The sequence below is a fragment of the Desulfotomaculum sp. OF05-3 genome (assembly GCF_003435535.1).
GTDB lineage: Bacteria > Bacillota > Clostridia > Lachnospirales > Lachnospiraceae > Pilosibacter > Pilosibacter fragilis.
Window position 1 is genome coordinate 37687 of sequence record NZ_QWGO01000028.1, and the last position, 8503, is coordinate 46189.

At 42.9% G+C, this 8503-nt stretch carries 12 protein-coding genes; all 12 read right to left on the reverse strand.

Going from position 1 to position 8503, the window contains the following annotated elements:
- The 12 genes from DXA87_RS13525 to DXA87_RS13580 all read right to left on the reverse strand — a co-directional run bounded on the left by DXA87_RS13525 (position 1) and on the right by DXA87_RS13580 (position 8428).
- The gene (locus DXA87_RS13525) at positions 1-861 is read right to left on the reverse strand and encodes a hypothetical protein (protein WP_117504887.1); all 861 of its coding nucleotides are present in this window, start codon (positions 859-861) and stop codon (positions 1-3) included.
- Entirely contained in the window at positions 861-1679 is an 819-nt protein-coding gene (locus tag DXA87_RS13530) for a PcfB family protein (protein WP_117504889.1), read from the reverse strand. Before DXA87_RS13530 ends, DXA87_RS13525 begins: the two co-directional genes overlap by 1 nt.
- A complete protein-coding gene (locus DXA87_RS13535) occupies positions 1621-3033 on the reverse strand; it encodes a relaxase/mobilization nuclease domain-containing protein (RefSeq protein WP_117504891.1) in 1413 nt (470 codons plus the stop codon). Before DXA87_RS13535 ends, DXA87_RS13530 begins: the two co-directional genes overlap by 59 nt.
- Entirely contained in the window at positions 3033-3365 is a 333-nt protein-coding gene (locus tag DXA87_RS13540) for a ribbon-helix-helix domain-containing protein (protein ID WP_117504894.1), read from the reverse strand. The genes DXA87_RS13535 and DXA87_RS13540 overlap by 1 nt, the downstream gene beginning before the upstream one ends.
- Positions 3358-3477, reverse strand: coding sequence for a DUF3789 domain-containing protein (locus tag DXA87_RS13545; RefSeq protein ID WP_101874550.1), 120 nt, complete (start codon positions 3475-3477; stop codon positions 3358-3360). The genes DXA87_RS13540 and DXA87_RS13545 overlap by 8 nt, the downstream gene beginning before the upstream one ends.
- A 162-nt stretch (positions 3478-3639) precedes the next feature.
- Positions 3640-4038: a hypothetical protein gene (locus DXA87_RS13550; protein ID WP_242998079.1), complete on the reverse strand. Its 399-nt coding sequence runs from the start codon at positions 4036-4038 to the stop codon at positions 3640-3642.
- Positions 4016-5005 (reverse strand): DUF3991 and TOPRIM domain-containing protein, encoded by a 990-nt coding sequence (locus DXA87_RS13555; protein WP_117504898.1) that lies wholly within the window; start codon positions 5003-5005, stop codon positions 4016-4018. The genes DXA87_RS13550 and DXA87_RS13555 overlap by 23 nt, the downstream gene beginning before the upstream one ends.
- Positions 5006-5012: 7 nt before the next feature.
- Positions 5013-5360 (reverse strand): DUF3848 domain-containing protein, encoded by a 348-nt coding sequence (locus tag DXA87_RS13560; RefSeq protein ID WP_117504900.1) that lies wholly within the window; start codon positions 5358-5360, stop codon positions 5013-5015.
- Positions 5361-5442: 82 nt separating this feature from the next.
- Positions 5443-6306: a hypothetical protein gene (locus DXA87_RS13565; protein ID WP_117504902.1), complete on the reverse strand. Its 864-nt coding sequence runs from the start codon at positions 6304-6306 to the stop codon at positions 5443-5445.
- Between the two features lie 51 nt (positions 6307-6357).
- Positions 6358-6993, reverse strand: a complete 636-nt coding sequence (locus DXA87_RS13570) for a hypothetical protein (RefSeq protein WP_117504904.1) — start codon at positions 6991-6993, stop codon at positions 6358-6360.
- 130 nt (positions 6994-7123) lie between these two features.
- Positions 7124-7453, reverse strand: coding sequence for a DUF6664 family protein (locus DXA87_RS13575; protein ID WP_117504906.1), 330 nt, complete (start codon positions 7451-7453; stop codon positions 7124-7126).
- A gap of 75 nt (positions 7454-7528) precedes the next feature.
- Positions 7529-8428 carry a helicase gene (locus tag DXA87_RS13580; protein ID WP_117504908.1) on the reverse strand — a complete coding sequence of 300 codons (900 nt, stop codon included), beginning with the start codon at positions 8426-8428 and terminating at the stop codon, positions 7529-7531.
- Between the last annotated feature and the right edge of the window lie 75 nt (positions 8429-8503).

Below are 8503 nucleotides of genomic sequence, written 5' to 3' on the forward strand. Positions count from 1 at the left end.
TTAGCGTTCCTGCTCTTTGCTTTTTGCAGGTTTATTCTTTTCAAGGCTCTTATACATCTCGCTTTGAATTTCTCCCAGAACATCACGCATAGAACCAAGCTCGCCTTTGAGTGCCTGTGCGTCCATTCCCTCATACTCTTTGGGGAGCTTATCGAAACGGAACGCCCTTGTATCCACACCGTAACGGGAACTGACCATATAGGCAACGCAGAACGATTTAAAATCAGACGCATCTCGGCTCTCGTTATACTTAAAATCAAAGACTGCCGCCGACACTTCCTTTGCCATACTCACAAAGAGCTGTTCCTCATTAAGCCCTGTCTTAATAAAAATGGTCTGCTGTCCGCTGTCATAAAAGGCAGGCAGTTCCAAATCGTCCACAGGCTGAAAACCAACAGGGCTTGCGTCAATCATTGCTGATACAAGCTCACGCATTCCCTTCTTTTCTTGTGGCGGCTGTCGGTTTGCTGCGGAAGTATCGGAAATATCATAAACTTCTTTTGCATTGTAACCGACTGCCTTTGTCCCGTCCTCACGAGTGTACTCTTTCCCTGGCTCAAGAATGATAACCTTCTGGGCGTCCTTATTTACATAGACACGGCTCTGCTTCCAAGCATTTTTATCCTTCAAAGAAGTCGCTTCAGGCATCTGGGCAGATACTAAAATCGCATTGTTGACAGAGTAACGGTCAAAACGCCCCTGTACCTCAAGATACTGCTGAAAAGCATCGCCGTCCGCAAGCATCTCGGTACAGGTGTTGTCAATCATTTCATAGGCTTCCTTACGCTGTGCCTGTTTTTGTGCTGCCCATTCCTCCTTATTAAACGGCTTACTGCCGCCAAATACATCGTAAATACTCATTATCTTGCTCCTTTCGATTTTTTCGGTTTCTTCCGTCTGGCAGGCTGCTTATGCTCTGTCTTTTTCACAGGCTGCTTTGCCTGATTGGAAGATTTTTCCTGATTGAGAGTCGGGGAAGTTTCTGTTTCCTGTTCCTTGCGGCTCTCTTTGATTTTCCGCAGTTCTTCCTTGACGGATGGTTTCTCCTTATTCAAAGTAGCCCCCTCTGCGGACTTGCTTCGCTTCTCTAAGGTAGGCTCGGACAGAGGGGACTTTTCTGTCTTTGCCACCGAGGGGTTTTGGGCATTGTCCTCTTTCTGGACAGGCTTCCCCATCAGGGCGTCTAATAATTGATCCTTCTGTGCTTTTTCCTGTACCCCGATGTCTGGCTCTGGCTGCCCTGTCTTTGCCGACTTACCGTCTTTTGTCTTTTCCGCTTCCTGTACGATGGTAGCGGTATCCACAGACGCCAAGCTGAAGCGTTCCACAATTCGGCTGATCTTCGATGCGTCCTCTGCTCTGGCAATCACATCCACAACCGCATTCGGGTCTTTATTTTTTCGGTCAGCCAATACACAGTAAAGAACCCCGTACCGTTTGGCTTCCTGCGTAAATTTTTTCAGGTCGCCACGCCTGACCGTAAAGACTTTCAACTCCTTGCCAGAACGGAGCATATTGGTAAGCCTTGACTTTCCTTTCGTTTTCTTTTCTTCCTTGAGAATGGTATAGAGCAGAATAGCGATATTCTTCGCCCCTGCCCCTGTAATTTTGGCAGCGACCTCAAAGCCCTCCAAGCTCATTCGGACGATCTGTTCTGCCGCTTCGCCGCCTGTGTTCATTCTTCATCAGCTCCTTTCGTTTGGTTTCCTGTTCTTCTGTCCGAATGGTCTGCAACTTCTCTTTTAAGACACCGCTTCGGACTTCGATGCCCTCACACAGTCTGACCTCCTTTCGTATCGTATTAAGCCGCCCTGTAATCTCGGAAATCTGAGCCTTGACCGCCTCTTTTTCTTCGCCGCTTGCTTTGCGGGAGAGGGAATAAAGTCCCTTACGCTTTGCGGTCAGCTCTGCCATCTCCGTTGTCAGAGAAGCCTTATATGACAAAAGCTGCTCTGCGGTGTCAATATGACAGCGGCAAAGCAGCCTTGTTTCCTTTGCGATCATCTCCATCTTCATAAGGTCGTCCTTCAAAAGATAATGAAGCTTCGCATAATCTTGTTTTCTGCCTTTTGGCAAGATGCCAAGCTTATAACAGTAATGAAGATACAGCCCCCGCAGTCCGCCTATCTTTCGGGCATTTTTCATTGTCCCTCGGACACGGAAAACCTTAACTTCTTTTGTGGACTTGGCAAACTGTGAAAATCTGACGGCATAGGAATTTTCCTTGATACGCTCCACAATGCGGTCATTGGTATAATCCTCGCCCAGCTTGTAAAGCCGTTTTGGTCTTTGCCATCCTTTCCCGATGATCGTCCAATACTTACGGTTTGGGTCAAAGTTAATGCGGTAGCCCATCTTTAACAGTTCACGGTCAAAGTCTTTCAGCGTAAACGACTTGCTGATGGCTTCGTCCACTGCCTGCCTTGCCACCGTATCTCTGGTAGGAAGTCCCTGCTTCTCCGCCTGATAAAGAGCGTAAGGCTTCTTCCTGCCGCTTGGCTGTTCAATCACGGACAGGGCATACTCACGACACAGTTCATCCGACCGCTTGCGGATCAGACGCAGATTTTTCTTGTTGTCGTGGTAATGCTTCCCGTCCGCAAAGGATACGGAATTTAACACAAAATGGTTATGCAGACAGTCCGTATTCAAATGGGTGGCGACAATCACTTGAAATCGGTCGCCCCACATACGCTCGGCAAGTTTCACCCCGACCTCGTGAGCCTGCTCTGGCGTGACCTCGCCCTGCTTAAAGCTCTGGTAGCCGTGATAGCAGACAATCTCACTTTCATCCTGCCATTGCCCTTTCGTTATCATCATTTCATCCCTTGCGGTGGCAGGGTCACAGTTGACGCCTGTGACAAAAAACTGCTTCTCCGTTTTTTCTCCGTTAGTAGCGTATTTCATCACATCACCTAATGCCTGCAAGTCTGCTTCCGTGTATTTGGGATTGACGGTCTTTTCTGGGTTTTTGGCGTAGTCGATAGGATGGTCAAGCCTGCCTTTCACATCCCATATCTCACAGACAGCCATTACCCCGATCCCTTTTTCGGAAGCAGATACTTCTTGCGAATGTCCATCTGGAACTGCCGCCACTTAACTGCTTCTTCCGTAAGCATCGGTGCATCCACAAAGTTCAGGGCGTTGGCTTTTGCCGCAAGCTGATTGACACGGTTGCCAATGGCAGACAGTTCCCGCATCATCTGGTAAAACTCTGGGACAGGCTTTTCGCACAGGCGGTAGCCTTTCACCATCGCCCTTAAAAACGCTTCTTTGGAACGCCCCGACTTTCGCACAAGCTCGTTAAGCTCATCGGCTTCCTCCTCCGTCAGCCGAAAGAGTACCTGCACATTTCGTTTACGCATCGGTCACACCCTTTCTGTCGGAGAGCCTTCCTATCTGCAAACAGCACATCAGCACAACACCTGTCAGACCGCCGACCATTGTGCCGATGATAAAAGAGATACACTCACTCATTCTTAACACTTCCTTTCCTTATTCCTGCCGTGCTTTACGGCATAATGGGATACCCTTGCGGTATTTCTTTTGATTGGGGGTATTAGGGGACTTCCCCTAACAAGCGAATTTGGTATCCGTCAAAAGATGGATAATCAAATTCAGTGCTTGGTAAGACCTGTCTTAGTCCTCGTACTCACACAGACATTCTCCACACGCTGGGCAAAGATACGGACATCCCGAACAATCCTCGTGGTTCATACACTCGGCCTCCTCTTCATCGGGCGTATCTTTTTCCTTTCCATCTTCCTTATCTACATCCTCAATCTTGGCTTCTCCGCAGACAAAATCTTCCTCAGAAAAAGAAATAAGGTCGGTGTCAAAGAGAATGATTTTGACTTTCTCCGCCGCCTGTTCGGTAGTATCTGCATAAACAGAAATGGTCTTTTCATAGTGTCCTGTAAGAGTAACTGCATATTTTTTCATTGGATAATTCCTCGCTTTCCTTCTTAAATTTGATGTTATTTTTAGTATCTTTCTGGAAATCATCATCCGACAATCAACGGGCATCCCCCCTTTCACGATGGTTTTTCTGCTGTCCGATACCCAGATAGGACAACAAAAAATCGTTGACATCCTTACCGACAGGCGGCGGTGCGTCAACGATCTCATAGTCTTTTTGCAACAATACTTTTAAGGCGGCGGTACACCGTCTGCCTGTATTGTCATTGTCTAAATGCAGATAGAGCGTTTTAATTTGCGTGTTTGCTTTCAAAAATGTGGATAGGGCAATGGGGATGGTGCTGTCTTTCAGCTCTTTCTTTGGCTGATACACCCCCGACAAAGAGAGTAGATTTTCTCCTTTGTAGTCCTTTCCCTCACATTTCAGATAAGTGGCATAGGACAGTAAATCAATGGCGGCTTCAAATAAATGCACCGAACTTGCAGGCTTATCTGCCAGAAGTCGGAACGAATACCGCTTGTCACTTCCCGAAGCATCCAGACGGAAGTTACCGCCAAGTCCTCGGTAGGCGGCGTATCTGGATACGCCTTTTTCATCCTTACCAACGAAAACAGCGTTGTGGTATCGTCCTGCACTCTCAAACAGGATACCTTCATCAATGCACTCCTGAATGATCTGCAAGTCAATTCCACGCCCGAACAGATAGTGAATGACCTGCTCATTGTTGGAATATCTGTCGGGTAAAAGCAGCACTTTTTCTTTCTGTTCCTTTGGAACAGGGGGCGGCGACACATAAGAAAACTCCCTGCCTGTCAAAATTTCAATGCTCTCCACAAAGCCAAAACCTCTGACTTTCATCAGATAATCAAGGGCAGATACGCCGCCAAAGCCCCTCGACCACCAATACCACTTGCCATTAGAAATCTTTAGGCTGTCGTGTTCGGCGGTACAATACACATTCGTTGTGCCTTTCACTTTTACAAGATTGCTCGGTTCACAGTCCCTAAGATAAGTTAAAAGGTCAATCTGTCTTGCCTGCTCGATGAGTGCAGGATCAAGAGGAACATAAGGCTTGTTACTTCTCATTTCTTTATTACCTCTCTCCCCAAGACAATATTTTTTCTGTCTTAACCATATAGTCTTTAAATTCTGTGATGGTCTGGCGTAAATCTTCCATATGGGTATAATCGGTTTCTAACCACTCATCATAAACCTCTTGTAACAGATTGGGCGATTTTAAGAGAGCTTTCGCCGCCTGTGGGGAATAATCTGTTTCCGAAAAACACTCGGCAATATCATTCTTCAATGTGATCTGATATGCTGCATCGTAGATTTCTTGCGGCGGTTTTCCTAACATTTCCTCCTGAAAAGCCGAAAGCTCACGCTGTACCTTGTCGGTCAGCCTTTGGTTCAGGGATTGCTTGTACTCCTGATAATTCACTTTTGCACCTCCTTGAAAATAAAATAAGCCGAGGGGATTATCGTTTGATAAACCTCTCGGCTATGTAAATTTAGTCCTTGTTTTATAGCATTTTAAATACAAACTCTATAACATTTAATGCATTAAGAATTTGTACACATTCAAATCTCTCAATATTTCTTGCACATTTCCCATGTAAAAGCCAATTACGGTTAATGTATGGTGGTTCACTCTTACTTTCAAATGTATATTTCCCATCTACAAATAGTCTATTCAAAAACTCAATTAAAGATGGATACATATCCAAAAACAAAAATCTCTTTGTAAAAAAAGAATTAGCTTTCAAAAATTCTTTATTTAAATGTTGTTCAAAGCCATCTTTGGAATATTTTTTTGAATACGACATTTTTCTTGGATAATTCATATAATCATTTATCCTCGCTTCTAACAATGCAACTAAATACATTGCAGCTGTCATATAATCTTCTCTATCATATGCTTCCATACCTTTATTATAATAACGACAATTAGACATTTCTATATAGGTATTTGACAAATTATTTTTGATTTTATTTAAAATGTTATTAGCATTTGCATCAAAATAATCTACGATATCACTTTCCTTTCCTTGAATAACTAATTGATACCACTCTTTAATTTCCCTTGGATTTGAATGTTGTGATACAACCCACCCTGCTTTTCCAACAGTTTTGCATAAATCAATTTCTGTTCCATATTTATTCATAAAATCTTCATGCGACAAATTTTCACTTGCTTTTGCTTCTAAAATAAATGTTTGCAATTCTTCCGAAATTGGGAACATTCTTAAATTTGATATTTTCTCCTGTATTATTTTCATCTGTGGAAGTATATTATTTAAAGGAAAATTACGAGTAATTTCATCTGCAACTTTTTGCATCTTTTTAGCCAATTGTTCATATTCTATATTTCTATTCTTTTCATTCATACCACACCTCAAACTATTTTTTTAATTATATATCAGTTTTTCCACCTTTATTTATCTCAATGTGATCTGCTGTTCAATTTTTTCTTCAACTTTTCCCTTTTTAAGCACATCATAAGCCTGTTTCAAATTGTCAACCGCTTTTTGTAATTCTTCTCGATATTGATTTTCTCCAACTGTTTCTCTGGCTTTTTCAATAGTTAATCGAAACTCTTGAGATGCATCTTTTAACTTTCCCAATAGTATTTGATACTGATACATCTTAAATAACAACTCTTGATAATGTAAAATGTAATCGCCTAAAAGGATAGCTTCTTTACCACTAAAAATAAACTTAATTTTTGTAGAAATTTCTTTGAGTTCCTCCAGTCTAATTAAAAATTTCTTATGATAAGGTTCTTCTAAAGGATGCGATATTACATCTACCATTTGTTCCATATAAGTATTGTTCGTCATCTGCATAAATATGAAATCTATTGATAATATTGGTTCATTTTCTTTAAATACTAATATTGTATCATTATTTTCATATAGTTGAATAAGCCCCTTAGCTATTAGGTACTGCTCTACTCTTTTATCAAACAGATGCTGCTTATTACTCAATTTAATCTGCTGTTTCGTTTGCATTAAGGCAATAACAGCAGCTACCACCGTTACTATCGAAAGCCAAAAATTCCAGTCTTTTAACATATTTATATCGATCCTCCAAATATTTAACCTTTATATGATTGTATCATATTATTTTATTTTTTTCTATTTCTTAACTATGTAAAAAGCGGCGTCAGCTTCACACCAACGCCGCCTTTCCTCAATCATTTCATTACAAAATTCCTGCTTTTTTCAGATACCCCACACCATCATAGCAGCCCCGAAAATAAACCGATTGCAGTTCCATATCGGTAAGCTCATTCCGAAGCTGCAAGGCTTCTACAAGTCCTGCACATTCTTCAGCAGAAAGTCCCTCCGCCTTATCCATATCAAAAATGTCCAAGATTTTCGGATATTTGTCATACAGGCTTGAGAGTTCTTCTTTCATGGCACGGTACTTCTCATTTTCTTTCGGCAGCTTGGCGATAACAGAGCTTAGATATTCGGAAAAGATGCTGTGGTACACATCTACAAATGTTTCAAACTGAAATTCCAAAGACATTTTTCCACCTCCGATTATTCAATCTTTTCCCATTATACCGCCCAAATAACGGCTTTTCAAATGTGCAAAAGAAGATTATCGCTCACGGTCAGCCGCTTTTCTTTCGGGTAGTTCATTTGTTTCCTCTGGCTCTGCATCAAGTACCGCAGGGTCTTTCTGATCCAGATTCAGCTCAATATTTAAAGCATTGAGCCTTTCCGTTTTCTCTTTCAGCTCGTCCTCAAAATCAAAAGGCTTCGCCAGTTCTTCCTTTGCATTTTCAATCTGCGATAAAATTTCCGTCCGTCTGGTCTTTGCCGCTTCCAGCTTATCGGGGATTCTGGCAAGCTCGTTTTCTATTCGGGTTAGATTTCCCAAAGCGTCCTCGCCCAAGTTGACCTTGTGTTTTGTCTTGCCGCACAAGTTCAGGCAATAATGGGTATTGACCGTATCATAGTAAATCTCCATCTGAAACCCTCGATAGCTGCCGATTTCTTTCGGCTGTGTCAGCGGATATTCCTTACAGATTGCAAGAAGCATCTTGCCTGCATCGGCTTTTTCTGTGTAAGTCACACCCTGCAAAGTCATTGGGCAAAACCGATCCTCGCCCTTTGGTTTATGCTGTTCAAGCAGGGGAACATCACACCCATAGGCAGAAATAAGCTGCTCAAGCTGTTTTATTTCTTTCGGAAAGTGCTGCAACACTCTGTCCTCAAGCTCATAATGCTGATTAAGGTAACTCTGCTTTAGCACCTTGAGCTTCGATACCTGCATATCCAAGTCCATCTTTTCTTTGAAACGCTCGTCCCCTGTGGCAAGCATTTTGACCTCCGCAAAGGAAAGGGCAACCTCATCCACATCTTCTGCGGAACGGACAGGGCTTTTGCTCGTCATGATCTGGCTGATAAATTTCTGCTTGCTTTCCACCAACTGATAGAGATAGGCATCAAAGGTCTGCTCCGTTACATAACGGTAAACCTCCACCTCTGGGAACATATTGCCCTGCCGTTCAATACGCCCCTGCCGCTGTTCCAAATCAGTCGGTCATTTTTTGCGGACAGTTCAATACAT